The organism is Mesorhizobium sp. M0659, assembly GCF_040320605.1.
Taxonomy (GTDB): domain Bacteria; phylum Pseudomonadota; class Alphaproteobacteria; order Rhizobiales; family Rhizobiaceae; genus Mesorhizobium.
On sequence record NZ_JAMYPY010000048.1, the window covers coordinates 1 to 14,488 of the forward strand.

Sequence of the window (14,488 nt, forward strand, 5' to 3'; positions counted from 1 at the left end):
CCCAGCCGTCATCAACAAGCGATTCATGTGTCATCGCAGCGTAGAATCACACCCGATTCCGCAAGGCAATACCTATCTTAGCGCCTATGCCCTTGAGGGGGAGATCGCCGGCAGGCCAGAGGGGGGTGCCTCGCGCTGGCGTTTGCCGCTTACTTGAACGAGACGCAGGCCTCTCTCGGCGCTACTTCGCCGCCTTCGCCCGTGCGATCGCGTCGACGATCATCTTCTTGGCGTATTTGGAATCGTGCCAGCCTTCGATCTTGACCCATTTGCCGGGCTCGAGATCCTTGTAGTGCTCGAAGAAGTGCTGGACCTGGTCGCGGGTGATCTCGGGCAGCTGCGTGTATTCGGTGACGTTTTCGTAGCGCAGCGTCAGCTTCGGCGAGGGCACGGCAATGACCTTCTCGTCCTGGCCGGCATTGTCTTCCATCACCAGCACGCCGATCGGCCGCACATTGATGACGCAGCCCGGCACCAGCGCGCGCGTGTTGCAGACCAGCACGTCGATCGGGTCGCCGTCGCCCGACAGCGTGTGCGGCACGAAACCGTAATTGCCGGGGTAGCGCATCGACGTATGCAGGAAACGGTCGACGAACAGCGTGCCGGCCTCCTTGTCCATCTCGTACTTGATCGGCTCGCCGCCGATCGGCACCTCGATGATGACGTTGATGTCCTCGGGCGGGTTCTTTCCGATGGCAATGGCTTCGATTCGCATGGCTTAAATCCCTCTCTCGATGTCCAAGATCGATAGCGGGCGGCGCGGCATGGTGCAATGCGGCGATTGGTGCGAAGCGCTAACGGAAGCGCACGGTTTATGATGATTTGTAACCGAGACCGGTCATTCCCAGACGAAGGCGACCTTCTTGAGCGCCCTCTGCTCGAAAATCTCGACGCCTTCGGCGACGTCACGGCCACCCGCGCCGGCATAGAAGGAAAGTGCGTTCTGGTTGTCTTCCAGCGCCCACACCACCATTCCCTTCAGCCCGTGGTCGGCAAGCCGCGCCCGCGCCGCCTTGAACAGCCGGCTGCCGAGCCCGATGCCCTGATATTCCGGACGCAGGTAAAGTTCGTAGATTTCGCCCTGTTGCTTCAGCTCGCGGGCGCGGTTCTTGCCGATCGTGGCATAGCCGGCGATGGTGCCGCCGATCTCGACCACCAGAACGGTGGCGGCGCGGCGGATGGCGTTGGCCCACCAGTCGGCGCCGCGGCGGTTGATCATCGAGGTCAGCGAGCGATGCGGGATGATGCCGGAATAGGCGCCCTCCCAGGCCAGCTGGTGCACGTCGGCAATGGCGCCGGCGTCGCGCGGTTCGGCTTTCCTGATGTCGATGCTCAGCGTATTCATGATTTGTTAACCATAAACCCGCATCGGCCATTTGCAAGAGTCGAGGTCAGCCCGCCGACCGCTTTCTCACAGCCGATCGCGACACTGCTGACAATGGGCAAAGCCTGCCTGGAAAACGCGCCCAGCCGGCGCGGTCAGGCGTCCGTCCGGGTAGCGCGTGCAGGCTCTTCAGATCTCGACGAGATGATCGTCCAGCTCATTGGCGTCGCCCGACGTCACCGGGAAATGCTCGGCCAGCACCGCGCCGACCTGCCCGATCGCCTTGACGAAGCCGTCGGCGAGCCGGTCGTCACCGGCATGCTGCAGGAGATCGCGCACCACGCCGTCCCAGACATGCTGGCCGACCTTGCTGTCGATGCCCGAATCGGCGACCACTTCGGCATAACGCTCGGCGATCGACACGAAGACCAACACGCCGGTGCGCGCCGTGGTGCGGTGGACATTGCGGGCGAGGAACTGCCTGAGCGCATTGTGATGTGCCGCCTGATAACGCTGCCGGCGCGGCACCAGATGGATGCGCAAGCCCGGCAGCGCCCACAAAAGCACCAACACCGAGGCCAGTGCCAGCAGTTGGACAATGACGAAATGCGGCAGCCGGATCGACAGCCACCAGGCTTCCAGCCCATAAGCGACGGCGAGGCTGGCAATCAGCATGCCCGATGTCGCCATGAAGGCGGCGGGAAAGAAATAGCCGTCGCTGGCATGCGCAACGACGCAGTAGATCTCGCCGTCGGTTTTGGCCTCGGCCGCGCGGATCGCGGTGGCGATGCGCTCATGGTCCTGTGGGCTGATCGGTCGTGTTGCCATCTTCTCTCACCAGCTCCCTGAAGACCCGCCACCGCCAGACGAACCGCCGCCGCCTGAAAACCCGCCGCTGCTTGAGCCCGAAGACCAGCTGCTGCCCGAACTTCCCGATGACCATCCGCTGCCCGACGGCGAACTTGTTGTCCAGCTGCTGGAGCCCGAGGACGATCCGCTCGGCCCCTGGCCGTAGCGAAAGGTCATGCCCAGCCATTTATACACGCCCGGCGACAGCTTGGTGCCGAAGATCGGCGGCAGGAAGGCCATCGCCAGGCCGCCGAAGAACATCGCCGCCCACAGGATCAGGAAGACCGCGACGACGGGATCGATGGGCGTGCTGCGGTCGGCCGGGTTGCGCTTGCCGCGCGCCTCCAGTTCTTCCGGGTTGCCTTCCAGCACCATGACCATGTCGTCGACGGCCTTGGAAATGCCGCCGGAGAAATCACCGGCGCGGAACGCCGGCACCATGTCGTTTTCGATGATCAGTTTGGTGTGCAGGTCGGTCAGCGTGCCTTCCAGCCCGTAGCCGACCTCGATGCGCATCTTGTGGTCGTTCTTGGCCACCAGCAGAAGCACGCCGTTGTTTTCGCCGGCCTGGCCGAGTTTCCAAAAGCGGAACAGCCGGTTGGCGTAGGGTTCGATCTCCTCGCCGTCGAGGCTGTTGATCGTGGCGACGACGATCTGGTCGGAGCCTTTGGTCTCGAAATCCGCGAGCTTCTGCGTCAGTGCCGCCTTGGTCGCGGCGTCGATAATACCGGCATTGTCGACCACCCGCCCGGTGAGTGCCGGCAGGTCTGCCGCCAAGGCTACAAACAGCATGGTGAGCATCGTCAACAGGGCGATGCCGATCGTCGCGGCTGCGCGGCCAGGTCTTGGCGGATTGAAGACGCGTACTGTCATGCCGTCACCAGTTCCCCTCAACCACCATGACTGTCCTCAATCACCATGATCATGTCGTCGACCGCTTTGGAAATACCGCCGGAGAAATCCCCGGCGCGGAAGGCCGGCACCATGCCTTCAATGATCCGTGTGGCGTGCTGGTTGGTGAGCGTGGCTTCCAGCCCGTGGCCGACCTCGATGCGCATCTTGCGGTCGTTCACGGCCACCAGCAGAAGCACGCCATTGTTCTTGGCCTTCTGGCCGAGCTTCCAAGCGTTGAACAGCCGGGTGGCGTAAGGCTCGATCTCCTCGCCGTCGAGGCTGGGAACCGTCGCGACGACGATCTGGTCGGAGCCTTTGGTCTCGAAATCGGCCAGTCTTTGGGTGAGCGCCGCCTCGGTCGCGGCATCGATGATGTCGGCATTGTCTACCACGCGTCCCGCGAGGGCGGGCAGCTCCGCTGCCAGCGCCGCGACGCTGACGAGCAAGACCAGCAAGGCAGCGCCGGTCATCGTGGCGAAGCGGCCATGCCAGGGATTGGCGATGCGTGTGGTCATCTCTTCACCAGCTTCCCGAGGAGCCGCCGCCGCCGGACGAACCGCCGCCGCCGGAAAAGCCGCCACCACCGCTTGAACCCGACGACCAGCCGCCCCCGCCCGAAGACCAGCCGCCGCTGGATGACCGCTTGTGCGGCTCGAATGTCATGCCGAGCCAGCGATAGCGGCCGGGACCGAGTTTTTGGCCGAAGATCGGCGGCAGGATGGAGGCGGCCATGCTGCCGAAGAACATGATTGCCCAGATGCTGATGAAGACGCCGAAGAACAGATTGTCGGTATTGATGGGCGGCTTCTGGTTGCGCTCGCCGCGCGCCTCCAATTCCTCCGGATTGCCTTCCAGCACCATCACCATGTCGTCGACGGCCTTCGAAATGCCCCCGGAGAAATCGCCGGCGCGGAACGCCGGCACCATGTCGTTTTCGATGATCAGCTTGGTGTGCAAATCGGTCAGCGTGCCTTCCAGCCCATAGCCGACCTCGATGCGCATCTTGCGGTCGTTCGGCGCCACCAGCAGCAGCACGCCGTTGTTTTCCTTGGCCTGGCCGAGCTTCCAGAAGCGGAACAGCCGGTTGGCGTAAGGCTCAATCTCCTCGCCGTCGAGGCTGGGGATGGTTGCGACGACGATCTGGTCGGAGCCTCTGGTCTCGAAGTCGGCGAGTTTCTGGGTGAGCGCGGCTTTGGTGCCTGCATCGATGATCCCGGCATTGTCGACGACGCGGCCGGTCAGCGCGGGGAGGTCGGCGGCGAAGGCGGTGAGGGGCAGGAAGACGGCCAGAAAGGCGAGAAGAACACCAAGGTTGGCGTTCCTTCGCGTCCCCCTCTGTCCTGCCGGACATCTCCCCCTCGAGGGGGGAGATTGGCAATCTCGCTGCCGACGCTCAGCCGGCAACGCTGATAATTGGCGCAAGGACAGAAGACAGCTGATCTCCCCCCTTGAGGGGGAGATGTCCGGCAGGACAGAGGGGGGTGTGAAGGAACGCAAGGCTGGCAAAGGCCAAGCTCACCCAGACGTCATCACCCGCCCTGCTTCGTGCCGAAATCGACCTTCGGCGGCTGCATCTTGTCTTCTTCGACGGTGAAGTTGGCGAAGGGCTCGTTGCTGCGGAACCAGAAGGTTGCCCATAGCACCGACGGAAAGGTCCTCAGCGTCAGATTGTAATCCTTGACCGCCAGGATGTAGTCGCGCCGCGCCACGGCGATACGATTCTCGGTGCCTTCGAGCTGCGCCTGCAGCGCCAGGAAATTCTGGTTGGCCTTGAGGTCGGGATAGGCCTCCGACACCGCGATCAGCCGCGACAGCGCGCTGGTCAGCCCTGATTGCGCATCCTGGAACTTCTTGAGCGCTTCGGGGTCCTTCAGCGTTTCCGGCGTCACCGTGATCTGCGTCGCCTTGGCGCGCGCTTCGACCACCGCATCGAGCGTGTCCTTTTCATGCGAGGCATAGCCCTTCACCGTCTCGACCAGATTGGGAATGAGGTCGGACCGACGCTGATACTGGTTCAGCACCTCGCTCCATGCCGCCTTGGCGTTTTCCTCCGCCGTCGGGATGGTGTTGAAGCCGCAGCCGGCGAGCAGAGGCAGCACGACGGCCATCATCAGCACGGCCGGCAGACTGCGGAAAGGGAAGGCAAGGCGCTGGGCAAACATGGTGAGGTCCCTCGACAGAAGTTGCATGCGAAGCATTAGCACAATCCGCGCTCAAGAAAATGTCTGCCGCTGGCGCGCATTCCTGGCGCGCATTCATGCGCCGGCGAGGCCCTGTGATTGATCGCGCGAACACGGTATGGTTGCCGGCAAACAGGACAGGATCATGGCGGAACGCCGCGACGATGACAGCGAATCGCGCCGCATTATTGAGCGCGTGGCGAACGAGGGCGGCCTTGGCGGCGCATCGCTGGTGTCACGGGCAGCGAAAGGCGCCCGCGATCATGTTACCGCAGCCGAGGCCGACCGATCCGATCCGATCGAGGTCTGGGGCACCCGCATCGGCCGCACACTTGGGCTCATCGTCGCCCTCGGCCTTTTGATCTGGCTCGTGTACTACGTCTCCCGGGGCAGCTAGAGCATGATCCTGAAAAGTGGGAACCGGTTTTCTCGGACAAGCGGGAACCGTTTTGTCCGGAGATCATGCTCCAACCAAAGAGATAGATCAGGATGACGATTCAACGAAAAATTATCCGTATCTAGGATTTTCCATGAACAGCGAAAAAGCCGACGCGCCGCGCGCGGTCATCGTCATTTCCAGCCATGTCGCCCGCGGCTCGGTCGGTAACCGCGCCGCCGTGTTTGCGCTGGAGACGCTGGGCTTTCCGGTGTGGGCGGTGCCGACGGTCATCCTGCCCTGGCATCCGGGCCATGGCCGCGCCACGCGCATCGTGCCGCCGCTCGACCAGTTCAAGGCGCTGATGGCCGATCTCGAGCGCGCGCCCTGGCTGGGCGAGGTGGGCGCGGTGCTGTCGGGCTATCTCGGCGAGGCCGGCCAGGCCGAGGCCGTCGCCTCGCTGGTTGCGGCAGTCAAGGCCAAGACGCCGGACGCGATCTATATATGCGATCCGGTGATGGGCGATTCCGGCGGGCTCTACGTGCCCGAGCTGACGGCCGCCGCCATGCGTGATCGACTGATGCCGATCGCCGACATCGCCACCCCCAACCGCTATGAGCTGGAGTGGATGGCCGGCGCGCCTTTGCCCGATCTGAAATCGGTGATCTCGGCCGCCCTCCATGCCGGACCGTCAACAATGCTGGTGACGTCGGCACAGTCGATGATGACCGGCGGCACCGGCAATCTGCTGCTTGACGGCACCCAGGCGCTGCTGGCCGAACACCGCCTCATCGACAAGCCGCCGAATGGCCTCGGCGACCTGACTGCGGCCGTCTACCTCGCCCGCATCCTGTCGGGGCAGCCGCCGATCAAGGCGCTGCAATCGACCACCGCCGCCGTCTACGAAATCCTGGCGCGAACCGCCAAGCGTGGCGGCGACGAGTTGCAGCTTGAAACCGATGCCCAGAGCCTGTCGCACCCGATGGCGATGGTGCAGCTGCGCCACCTCACCCATCCGGGGCGGGACCGCCGGGCGTGACCTCGACCCTGGTCGTCGGCGTCGACGGCTGCAAGGCCGGCTGGATCGCCGTCCGCCGCGATCTGGATGCCGCGCCGTCAGTCCGCGTCTTTCCCAGCTTTGCGACCCTGCTCGACGCCTTGCCCGCCGATGCGACAGTGGTCGTCGACATGCCGATCGGCCTGCCGGACGTCTCGCAAAGAGGCGGGCGCGGGCCGGAGACCTTGGTACGGCCAATGCTCGGAGCACGGCAATCCAGCGTCTTCTCTATCCCGTCCCGCGCGGCCCTCTACGCCGACATCAGCGACTTCACCACGGTCGAGGCCTGGTATGAGGCGCATCGGCGCGCCAGCGAGGTGGCCAAGGCGACCTCCGATCCGCGACGCGGCGTCTCGATCCAGGCCTTCGGCATCTTTGCCAAGATACGCGAGATCGACGTGCTGCTGATCGCACGTCCGCAACTGCGCCGCCGCGTCTTCGAATCGCACCCCGAAGTGGCCTTCTGCCGGCTGAACGGCGAAAAACCGATGACGCTGCCGAAGAAGATCAAGGGCGCAGTCAATCCTGCCGGGATGGAAGAGCGCAAGGCACTGCTCTGCCGGCACGGCTATACCAGAGCTTTCCTTGGCCAGCCGCTGCCACGCGGTGCTGCCGCCGACGATTTCCTCGACGCCGCAGCGATGATGCTGATTGCCGGACGCATTGCCGGCGGCGAGGCAAAGCCGTTTCCCGACCCGCCGCTTGCCGACCGTTTGGGCATTCCCCTGGCGATCTGGGCGTGAGGCAAGCGGCGAGCCATGCGTGCGGCATGGCGATTTGCGACGAAGCCATCCGCAATTCGGCATTGCCCGCGACGGGCATTTGCCGTTAGAGCCTTTCTAACTTGAAATGAGCTGCCGTCGCTAACCCCGAAAGGCTTCATCCCTAGCCCATGCCCCATCTCCCCGAACATCTTTGGACCGGCTACCGCAACTTCATGAATGGCCGCTATCTCACCGAGAGCGGACGCTATCGCGAGCTCGCCCGCGAAGGGCAGGCGCCCGAAACCATGATCGTTGCGTGCTGCGATTCCCGCTCTGCCCCCGAGGCGATCTTCGACGCCGGTCCGGGCGAACTGTTCGTCCTGCGCAATGTCGGCAATCTGGTGCCGCCCTATGCGCCGGACGGCGAGTTCCACTCGACCTCGGCCGCGCTCGAATTCGCCGTGCAGAGCCTGAAGGTGAAAAACATCGTAGTGATGGGCCATGGCCGCTGCGGCGGCATCCGCGCCGCGCTCGACACCAATTCGGCGCCGCTGTCGCCCGGCGACTTCATCGGCAAATGGATGAGCCTGATCGCGCCGGCGGCCGAAACCGTTTCGTCCAGCACGTTCATGACGACAACCGAACGGCAGACGGCGCTGGAGCGGATTTCCATCCGCTATTCGATCGCCAATCTCAGGACCTTCCCTTGCGTCTCCATCCTCGAAGGCAAGGGGCGGCTGTCGCTGCATGGCGCCTGGTTCGACATCTCGACAGGCGAGCTCTGGGTGATGAACAAGGACACCGGCGACTTCGAGCGGCCGGATTTGACGTAGACCCATGATCCCGAAAAGTGGAACCGGTTTTCGGATAAGGGCATGGTCAAATAAGAGGAGGCAAGAATGCGGGTTTGGCCTGCGATCGCTTTCGCCGTAGCGGCGCTGCTGATTTCGCTCGTCCCTGCCCGCTCCGATGACGGTGCCATTATCGACCGCTGGTATTCGGCGCTGCTGGTCGCCGATCGCACCGAATTGTCGGACCTGCTCGCCGACGATGTCCGCATCAAGCTCGACGATCTCGGCGTCGTGCAGTCGAAGCAGGAGTTCATCGCGTCGATCGACGAATGGAAGGGCGCGGTCGCCGGCGCCGCAATCCGGCATCGCGTCGAAAAGAGCGAGGCCGGCGTCACCACTGTCATCGCCTGCTATGATTTCCCCAACAATGACATGCTGATGCAGGAAACGTTCGCCGTCACCGGCAACCGCATCACCGCCAGTTCGCAAGCGGCGATCGCGGAAAATTGCGACGGCTTCTGACGCGGGCTTGAACGGCCGCGCTGTTGCGCCGCGCCAGTCATCGCCCTACATCGGTCAGCAAGCTCCGCCAATCATCGAAAGATCCCCCATGCCGTCCACGAAAACCGTCGATCTCGCCGCCCATCCGCTGACCAAATGGCAAGGGCCGCTCGGCCTGCCGGATTTTGCCAGCATCGGCGACGATGATTTCTCCTCGGTGTTCGACGCGGCGCTGAAGGCACATGAGGCCGAAATCGATGCGATCGCCGGCAACAAGGATGCGCCGACCATCGAGAATACGCTGGCAGCCCTCGAGCTCGCCGGTGAGCCGCTAGACCATGTTTCGTCGATCTTCTGGTGCCGGGCCGGCGCCCACACCAACGATGCGATCCAGGCGCTGGAGCGTGAGATCTCGCCGAAGATGTCGCGGCATTTCTCGGCGATCTCGATGAACGAGAAACTGTTTGCCCGCATCGACGACCTCTACCAGCGCCGGGAGACGCTAAAACTCGACGTCGAGACGCTGCGGGTGCTGGAGAAGACCTGGAAAGGCTTTGTGCGATCGGGCGCAAAACTCGACGCCGACGGCAAGAAGCGGCTGGCCAACATCAGCGAGGAGCTGTCCTCGCTCGGCACCACTTTCGGCCAGAACGTGCTGGCCGACGAGCGCGACTGGGCGCTGTTCCTCGACGAGGCTGATCTTGCGGGCCTGCCGGACTTCGTGAAGAGTTCGATGGCCGAAGCCGCCGAGACGCGCGGCCAGAAAGGCCGCTACGCAGTCACCTTGTCGCGCTCGATCTATGAGCCGTTCACGACCTTCTCCGAACGCCGCGACCTGCGCGAGAGCGCCTTCCGCGCTTTCACCATGCGCGGCCAGAATGGCGGCGCCAGCGACAACACCGCAGTGGTGCGCGACATGCTGAAACTGCGCGCCGAAAAGGCCAGGCTGCTCGGCTATGCCTCGTTCGCCGCGCTGAAACTCGACGACACCATGGCCAAGACGCCGAAGGCGGTGCACGACCTCCTCGACCCGGTCTGGGAGAAAGCGCTGGAGAAGGCCGCCGCCGACCAGAAGGAGCTGGAGCGGCTTGCGACCAAGGCAGGCAGCAACGAAAAATTCGCCGCCTGGGACTGGCGCTTCTACCAGGAGAAATTGCGCGCCGAAAAATTCGACTTCGACGAGGCGGAACTGAAACCCTATCTGCAACTCGACCGGGTCATCGACGCCTGCTTCGACGTCGCCACAAAACTGTTCGGCATCACTTTCGAGGAGAAGAAGGGCATCGCCGCCTGGCATCCCGACGCGCGCGTCTTCGTGGTGAAGAACGCCGATGGCAGCGAGCGCGGCCTGTTCCTCGCCGACTATTTCGCGCGATCCTCGAAGCGTTCTGGCGCCTGGATGAGCGCGCTGAAGTCTGGCTACAAGCTTGGGGATGGCTCCAAGCCGGTGATCTACAACATCATGAACTTCGCCAAGCCGCCGGCGGGGGAAGCGGCGCTGCTGTCGGTCGATGAGGCCAAGACCCTGTTCCACGAGTTCGGCCATGCTTTGCACGGCATGCTGACCGACGTCACCTGGCCGTCGGTGGCGGGCACGTCGGTTTCGCGCGATTTCGTCGAACTGCCTTCGCAGCTCTACGAGCACTGGCTGACGGTGCCCGCAGTGCTGGAAAAGCATGCGCTGCATGTCAAGACCGGCAAGCCGATGCCGAAGTCGCTGCTCGACAAGATGCTGGCCGCCCGCACGTTCGGCGCCGGTTTCGCCACGGTCGAGTTCACAGCGTCGGCGCTGATCGACATGGCGTATCACGCGCGGCCGGATGCGCCGGCGGAACCGCTGCGTTTCGAAGCCGAAACGCTGGAAAAGCTTGATATGCCCGACACCATCGCCATGCGTCATCGCACCCCGCATTTCGGCCATATCTTCTCAGGCGACGGTTATTCAGCCGGCTACTATTCCTACATGTGGTCGGAAGTGCTCGACGCCGACGCCTTCGCCGCCTTCGAGGAGACCGGCGATCCCTTCAACCCGGCGCTGGCGGAACGGCTTCGGAAGAATATCTATGCCGCCGGCGGGTCGAAGGATCCGGAGGAACTGTACACGGCGTTCCGCGGCAAGATGCCTTCGCCGGAAGCGATGATGGTGAAGCGGGGATTGGTGTAGCGCGGCTTTCCCTTCTCCCCCTGTGGGAGAAGGTGGATCGGCGCGAAGCGCCGAGACGGATGAGGGGTGTTCCAGGGAACGCCGACGCCTCACTCCGCTGGAACACCCCTCATCCGTCGCCTGCGGCGACACCTTCTCCCACAAGGGGAGAAGGTGAGCCTATACTGCCCAAGGATCCGCCACCCTGGGCCACACCGGCCGCGTCAGCTTCCTGTAATCCGTTACCGCCGGATTGCTCGGATACGAACTCGGCGCCGAGACATAGATGATCTCCGCCGCGATCGGTTCAAAGCCGGCGTAGAAATGGTTGGTCGACTTGATCAGCAATATGTCCTTCGACAACGGATCGACACCGATGTTGGAGAAGACATCCGGCTCGAAGGTCTGCGTGCGGTTGGTGTTGAGGATGATGTCGATTTCGGTGCCTTCGAGCCGCACCAGTGCCGTCGGTCCGAGCGTCACCCGGCTCGGCCCGAAGGTCTGCCAGCCCTCGGGGACGGCTTTCAACACCTTGACGCGCGCATCGATCGGTTCGCCGGCCAGCGGCCCGGCCTTGCCGCCGAAGCGCAGGTCGATGACGGCGCCTTCGCCTGCCGCCTGGCAAAAGGTGACGGCGATCGGGTCCCAGATCGTCGCCACGCCAAAATTGTCAACGCCCTGTTCCAACATTGCGCGCAGCACGACGGTACCGTCGCCGGCGACGCCACCGCCGGGATTGTCCCAGATGTCGGCAATCACAACCGGCTTGCCGGGGTTTCCCTTGCGCGCGGCCAGTGCCCGCGCGATGCCATCCTCGGTGTTCAGCATCGTCATCGCCGTCCTTTCGCGCATGGCGTAAAGCTCGCGCCCGAGCCTCTCCGCCAGCGCATCGCCCTTGGCCTTGTCATTGTCGGTCACGACCAGGATGCGCGTGCCCATTTCGGGCACGTCCGCGGCCATGAAGCCGTGGATGACCGAGACCGACAGCACGCCGTCCTTGCCGTGCAGCGCCTTGATGCGGTCGACGAAGGAGCGCATCGGCTCGCGGCTGGTCGGCAGCACCTGGATCATGCGGCAGTCGAAGGTCGAGATCACCGGCTTGATCTCGCTGCGCGCCGCCGCCAATGCAAGCTCGACGACATGTTCGCCGCGCTCATAGAAGTCGGTGTGCGGGAATTCGAGGAAATAGGCCATGACATTGCATGCCGCGACGCGCTTCGGCGTCAGGTGGCTGTGCGGGTCGAGCTCCACCGCGATCACCACGTCGGGCCCGACGATTGCGCGAACCCGTTCCAGCAGATCGCCTTCGCAATCGTCATAGCCTTGCGCCACCATGGCGCCGTGCAGGCCGAGGATGACGGCGTCGACCGGCAAGGCTGCCTTCAACTGGCCGAGAATCTCGTCACGCAACGCCTCATAGGTCTGCCGCTGCACCAGCCCGCCCGGCTCCGCCCAGGTGGCGGTGCCTTCGATGACGGTCAGCCCTTCGGCAGCCGCGCGCCGGCGCAGCGCGACCATCGGCGAGGAGCACAAGGTCGGTGTATCAGGATGCTTGCCCGGCCCGGCATAGAACGCCATCTCGAACGACGCCCGGTCGGTCGGCACCGGCGAGAAGGTGTTGGTTTCGGTCGCCAGCGAGGCGGTGAAGATGCGCATGAAAACTCCGTACGGCTATTTGTTTTTCGCAATCCCGGACGGAAAACCGCTCCACACTGGAATTGCTATTTTACGGCCCCGAGCGCCAGCCCGCGGACGAGATAGCGCTGCAGCCAGATGAACAGGATCGCCACCGGCAGCGTCGCCAGCAGCGTCGCCGCCATTACATGGTGCCATTCGATCGTGTAGCGGCCGGCGACCAGCGAGAACACCTGGATCGGCAGCGTGTAACTTTCCTGGCTGCGCAGCATTGTGAGCGCAACGACGAACTCATTCCATGCGTTGATGAAGGTGAAGATGGCGGTCACCGCGATTGCCGGCAGGCAAAGCGGCAGAAACACTTTTCGCAAGGTCAGCCAGCGGCCGGCGCCCTCCATCCACGCTGCTTCCTCGAGATCGCGCGGGATGGTGTCGAAATAGCTTTGCAGCATCCACACGGTGAAGGCGACGTTGAAAGCCATGTAGATGACGCCGAGCGCCGTCGTGGATTCGATCAGACCCCAGGCCGCCATCAGCCGGAACAGGCCGAGCACCAGCACGATCGGCGAGATCATCTGCGAGATCAGCAGGAACTGGCGGAAGGCGCCATAGCCGGCAAAGCGAAACCGCGACATGGCATAGGCGGCCGGCACCGAGATCAGGATGGCGCCGACGGTGGCGATAACAGAGACATAGAGCGAATTGGCTAGCGCCTGGCCAAAGCCGGTCGCCACCCACATGTCGGCAAAATTCGACCAGTGGAATTCGCTTGGCCACCAGGTCGGCGACAGCACCTCCTGCCGCGGTTTGACCGCGGTCAAAAACATTACCGCGAAGGGGAAGATGGTCACCACGAGCAGCGGCGAAAGCAGCAGCCAGGCAATGATCGTGCGCTTCAGCTTGGGCGTCATGCGCGTTGCTCCCGCATGGCGAGGCGCACATAGATCATGGTGAAGATCAAAAGGATGGCGAACATCAGCAGCGACACTGCCGATGCTTCCCCCAGTTTGCCGATGCGGAAGGCCAGCTTGTAGAGATGGGTGACCAATATGTCGGTCGAGTTGGCCGGCCCGCCCTGCGTCATCACCCAGATGATCGGGAAGGAATTGAAGACGTAGATGGTGTTGAGCACGATGGCGATGTTGATGAACGGCTTCAGCAGCGGAAAGGTGATCTCGCGGAACTGCTGCAGCGGCGTCGCCCCCTCCAGGGCCGCCGCCTCGTAGAGGTCGTCGGGGATCGACGACAGGCCGCCGAGGAAGATGGTCGTGGTGAACGGTACCGTCACCAATATGCCGATCAGCACCTGCATCGGGAATGCCGTCTCGGCGCGCGCCAGCCACTGGATGTTTTCATGGATCAGGCCAAGCCCGATCAGCGCCGAGTTCAGCATCCCGCTTTCGCCGTTGAGCGCCCAGCGCCAGACCACTGCCGTCATCGTCAGCGACACCGCCCAGGGCAGCATGATGATGACGCGGGCAATGCCGCGGCCGTAGAAATCGGTGTTGAGGATCATCGCCACGGGGACGGACAACAGCAGCGCGCCGCCGACCACCAGCACGGTCCACAGGCCGGTGCGCCAGAGTGCCGCCAGAAAATCGGGATCGGCGAGGAAGGCGGAATAATTGGCGAAATCGTTGAAGTCCCGCAGCTGCCCAAAACGGCTGACATCATGCGTTGATATCTGGATCAGGTCCCAGACCGGCCAGAAGATGACGACTGCGGCCAGAAACAGGCTGGGCAAGGTCAATAAATAGGGCAGGTAACGATTTTGCATCGGCCGGATTCGTACCGTGTTGGACATAAGTGGCGCTGGCGCGCCAGCTCGGATCAATCTCGCATATCGGTCTAAGGCAGCGCTTCAGGGTTTGAATTTCCTGCGACGTTTGCGCTGCCCCTCACCTGCCTGCCCATCCTCCGCAACGGTTGCGGAAGGGGCCTTTCCTCTCCCCCGTCGATCGGGGGAGAGGTGTCGAGCGGTGTGGGCGGGTGGGGGGGGGTGTGGCGTGGGTGGTGACTCGGGTGTGGGGAGGG

At 63.6% G+C, this 14,488-nt stretch carries 15 protein-coding genes and 1 pseudogene; 6 read left to right on the forward strand and 10 right to left on the reverse strand.

The annotated features are described in order from the left end of the window. Positions 1 to 181: 181 nt before the first annotated feature. The 7 genes and pseudogenes from ppa to NKI31_RS31490 all read right to left on the reverse strand — a co-directional run bounded on the left by ppa (position 182) and on the right by NKI31_RS31490 (position 5,229). The gene (ppa, locus tag NKI31_RS31460) at positions 182 to 715 is read right to left on the reverse strand and encodes an inorganic diphosphatase (RefSeq protein ID WP_023668623.1); all 534 of its coding nucleotides are present in this window, start codon (positions 713 to 715) and stop codon (positions 182 to 184) included. Between the two features lie 123 nt (positions 716 to 838). Beyond that, positions 839 to 1,345 (reverse strand): GNAT family N-acetyltransferase, encoded by a 507-nt coding sequence (locus tag NKI31_RS31465; protein WP_023688843.1) that lies wholly within the window; start codon positions 1,343 to 1,345, stop codon positions 839 to 841. Positions 1,346 to 1,513: 168 nt separating this feature from the next. After that, a complete protein-coding gene (locus NKI31_RS31470) occupies positions 1,514 to 2,152 on the reverse strand; it encodes a TPM domain-containing protein (RefSeq protein WP_023668621.1) in 639 nt (212 codons plus the stop codon). Between the two features lie 6 nt (positions 2,153 to 2,158). Continuing rightward, complete coding sequence (locus NKI31_RS31475) at positions 2,159 to 3,046, reverse strand: TPM domain-containing protein (protein ID WP_352653420.1); 888 nt, start codon at positions 3,044 to 3,046, stop codon at positions 2,159 to 2,161. 35 nt (positions 3,047 to 3,081) lie between these two features. Further along, positions 3,082 to 3,537 (reverse strand): annotated as a pseudogene (locus NKI31_RS31480) (TPM domain-containing protein); the annotation flags it as partial. Between the two features lie 49 nt (positions 3,538 to 3,586). Continuing rightward, a complete protein-coding gene (locus NKI31_RS31485; RefSeq protein ID WP_198022225.1) occupies positions 3,587 to 4,357 on the reverse strand; it encodes a TPM domain-containing protein in 771 nt (256 codons plus the stop codon). Between the two features lie 239 nt (positions 4,358 to 4,596). Continuing rightward, entirely contained in the window at positions 4,597 to 5,229 is a 633-nt protein-coding gene (locus NKI31_RS31490) for a LemA family protein (RefSeq protein ID WP_023681434.1), read from the reverse strand. 163 nt (positions 5,230 to 5,392) lie between these two features. Between NKI31_RS31490 and NKI31_RS31495 the strand changes: the two genes are divergently transcribed. From NKI31_RS31495 to NKI31_RS31520, 6 genes are all read left to right on the forward strand, one after another. Continuing rightward, the gene (locus tag NKI31_RS31495) at positions 5,393 to 5,644 is read left to right on the forward strand and encodes a hypothetical protein (protein WP_023732941.1); all 252 of its coding nucleotides are present in this window, start codon (positions 5,393 to 5,395) and stop codon (positions 5,642 to 5,644) included. Positions 5,645 to 5,777: 133 nt separating this feature from the next. Continuing rightward, the gene (pdxY, locus tag NKI31_RS31500; protein WP_352653421.1) at positions 5,778 to 6,662 is read left to right on the forward strand and encodes a pyridoxal kinase PdxY; all 885 of its coding nucleotides are present in this window, start codon (positions 5,778 to 5,780) and stop codon (positions 6,660 to 6,662) included. Beyond that, the gene (locus tag NKI31_RS31505) at positions 6,659 to 7,423 is read left to right on the forward strand and encodes a DUF429 domain-containing protein (RefSeq protein ID WP_352653422.1); all 765 of its coding nucleotides are present in this window, start codon (positions 6,659 to 6,661) and stop codon (positions 7,421 to 7,423) included. The genes pdxY and NKI31_RS31505 overlap by 4 nt, the downstream gene beginning before the upstream one ends. Before the next feature lie 149 nt (positions 7,424 to 7,572). Continuing rightward, positions 7,573 to 8,217 carry a carbonic anhydrase gene (locus NKI31_RS31510; protein WP_023668613.1) on the forward strand — a complete coding sequence of 215 codons (645 nt, stop codon included), beginning with the start codon at positions 7,573 to 7,575 and terminating at the stop codon, positions 8,215 to 8,217. A 66-nt stretch (positions 8,218 to 8,283) separates the two neighbouring features. After that, positions 8,284 to 8,697, forward strand: coding sequence for a hypothetical protein (locus NKI31_RS31515; protein WP_023688839.1), 414 nt, complete (start codon positions 8,284 to 8,286; stop codon positions 8,695 to 8,697). Positions 8,698 to 8,785: 88 nt separating this feature from the next. After that, entirely contained in the window at positions 8,786 to 10,840 is a 2,055-nt protein-coding gene (locus NKI31_RS31520; protein WP_352653423.1) for a M3 family metallopeptidase, read from the forward strand. A 159-nt stretch (positions 10,841 to 10,999) separates the two neighbouring features. On the opposite strand, the gene NKI31_RS31525 is transcribed toward NKI31_RS31520, so the two are convergent. From NKI31_RS31525 to NKI31_RS31535, 3 genes are all read right to left on the reverse strand, one after another. Continuing rightward, a complete protein-coding gene (locus NKI31_RS31525; RefSeq protein ID WP_352653424.1) occupies positions 11,000 to 12,475 on the reverse strand; it encodes a M81 family metallopeptidase in 1,476 nt (491 codons plus the stop codon). A gap of 65 nt (positions 12,476 to 12,540) precedes the next feature. Next, positions 12,541 to 13,365, reverse strand: a complete 825-nt coding sequence (locus tag NKI31_RS31530) for a carbohydrate ABC transporter permease (RefSeq protein ID WP_023668609.1) — start codon at positions 13,363 to 13,365, stop codon at positions 12,541 to 12,543. Further along, the gene (locus NKI31_RS31535; RefSeq protein WP_023726098.1) at positions 13,362 to 14,231 is read right to left on the reverse strand and encodes a carbohydrate ABC transporter permease; all 870 of its coding nucleotides are present in this window, start codon (positions 14,229 to 14,231) and stop codon (positions 13,362 to 13,364) included. The genes NKI31_RS31530 and NKI31_RS31535 overlap by 4 nt, the downstream gene beginning before the upstream one ends. Between the last annotated feature and the right edge of the window lie 257 nt (positions 14,232 to 14,488).

What these genes read in the sequence shown, in the direction of transcription:
- ppa (WP_023668623.1), bottom strand. Translation starts at nt 715, where the DNA reads ATGCGAATCGAAGCCATTGCCATCGGAAAGAACCCGCCCGAGGACATC.
- NKI31_RS31465 (WP_023688843.1), bottom strand. Translation starts at nt 1,345, where the DNA reads ATGAATACGCTGAGCATCGACATCAGGAAAGCCGAACCGCGCGACGCC.
- NKI31_RS31470 (WP_023668621.1), bottom strand. Translation starts at nt 2,152, where the DNA reads ATGGCAACACGACCGATCAGCCCACAGGACCATGAGCGCATCGCCACC.
- NKI31_RS31475 (WP_352653420.1), bottom strand. Translation starts at nt 3,046, where the DNA reads ATGACAGTACGCGTCTTCAATCCGCCAAGACCTGGCCGCGCAGCCGCG.
- NKI31_RS31490 (WP_023681434.1), bottom strand. Translation starts at nt 5,229, where the DNA reads ATGTTTGCCCAGCGCCTTGCCTTCCCTTTCCGCAGTCTGCCGGCCGTG.
- NKI31_RS31495 (WP_023732941.1), top strand. Translation starts at nt 5,393, where the DNA reads ATGGCGGAACGCCGCGACGATGACAGCGAATCGCGCCGCATTATTGAG.
- pdxY (WP_352653421.1), top strand. Translation starts at nt 5,778, where the DNA reads ATGAACAGCGAAAAAGCCGACGCGCCGCGCGCGGTCATCGTCATTTCC.
- NKI31_RS31510 (WP_023668613.1), top strand. Translation starts at nt 7,573, where the DNA reads ATGCCCCATCTCCCCGAACATCTTTGGACCGGCTACCGCAACTTCATG.
- NKI31_RS31515 (WP_023688839.1), top strand. Translation starts at nt 8,284, where the DNA reads ATGCGGGTTTGGCCTGCGATCGCTTTCGCCGTAGCGGCGCTGCTGATT.
- NKI31_RS31520 (WP_352653423.1), top strand. Translation starts at nt 8,786, where the DNA reads ATGCCGTCCACGAAAACCGTCGATCTCGCCGCCCATCCGCTGACCAAA.
- NKI31_RS31525 (WP_352653424.1), bottom strand. Translation starts at nt 12,475, where the DNA reads ATGCGCATCTTCACCGCCTCGCTGGCGACCGAAACCAACACCTTCTCG.
- NKI31_RS31530 (WP_023668609.1), bottom strand. Translation starts at nt 13,365, where the DNA reads ATGACGCCCAAGCTGAAGCGCACGATCATTGCCTGGCTGCTGCTTTCG.
- NKI31_RS31535 (WP_023726098.1), bottom strand. Translation starts at nt 14,231, where the DNA reads ATGCAAAATCGTTACCTGCCCTATTTATTGACCTTGCCCAGCCTGTTT.